At 47.3% G+C, this 480-nt stretch carries 1 protein-coding gene; it reads right to left on the bottom strand.

Annotated elements, in window-relative coordinates; genetic code table 11:
- Positions 1-193: RNase H1/viroplasmin domain-containing protein (locus M3666_RS16325; RefSeq protein ID WP_251155805.1), on the bottom strand; the 193-nt coding region annotated here is incomplete at its 3' end.
- Positions 194-480: the final 287 nt, after the last annotated feature.

Genomic DNA, 480 nt, shown 5'->3' with positions numbered 1-480 from the left:
AGGGTAGGATCACTAGGTAGCCGGCGGTCCCCATCCGGCCATGGTTACTCCTCCTCCAATGCTCTTCCGCGATGCTCCTAGTGGGGTACCCTTTGTAGAGGTTGCCCTTGAACCCGTTGACCTGACGATGCGCGTCATCCCAGTGCTCGTACACTCCTGGAACCCGACCCTTGAACACGACATACCATGTCATCTGTAAAGGAAAAGGAGTTTAGCAAATTCATAGATGTATAATAATATGCAACATGTGTAATATAGTAAAAGAGCAAAGTAAGAAAAGACTTGAACTCATATTGCAGCAAATAAGAACCAAACTCAAACAACGGTGAAAGAAGGGCCTCATATTTACATTGGACACGGATATAGGGACGGGGTAAGCCAAGTAGGATGCACAAGATTGATTTTTGTGCATACCACAAGGCTCGCTCACACCGTCCCCGTATCGGTAGTGCCCCAACAATTTAATCATCGGCCAAAGGC

Origin of the sequence: Curtobacterium sp. ODYSSEY 48 V2, assembly GCF_023712625.1 — a bacterium.
In the GTDB taxonomy this organism is placed as follows: domain Bacteria; phylum Actinomycetota; class Actinomycetes; order Actinomycetales; family Microbacteriaceae; genus Curtobacterium.
Note: the sequence above shows the minus strand (reverse complement) of the source record. Positions and strands in the feature narration are given on the sequence as shown.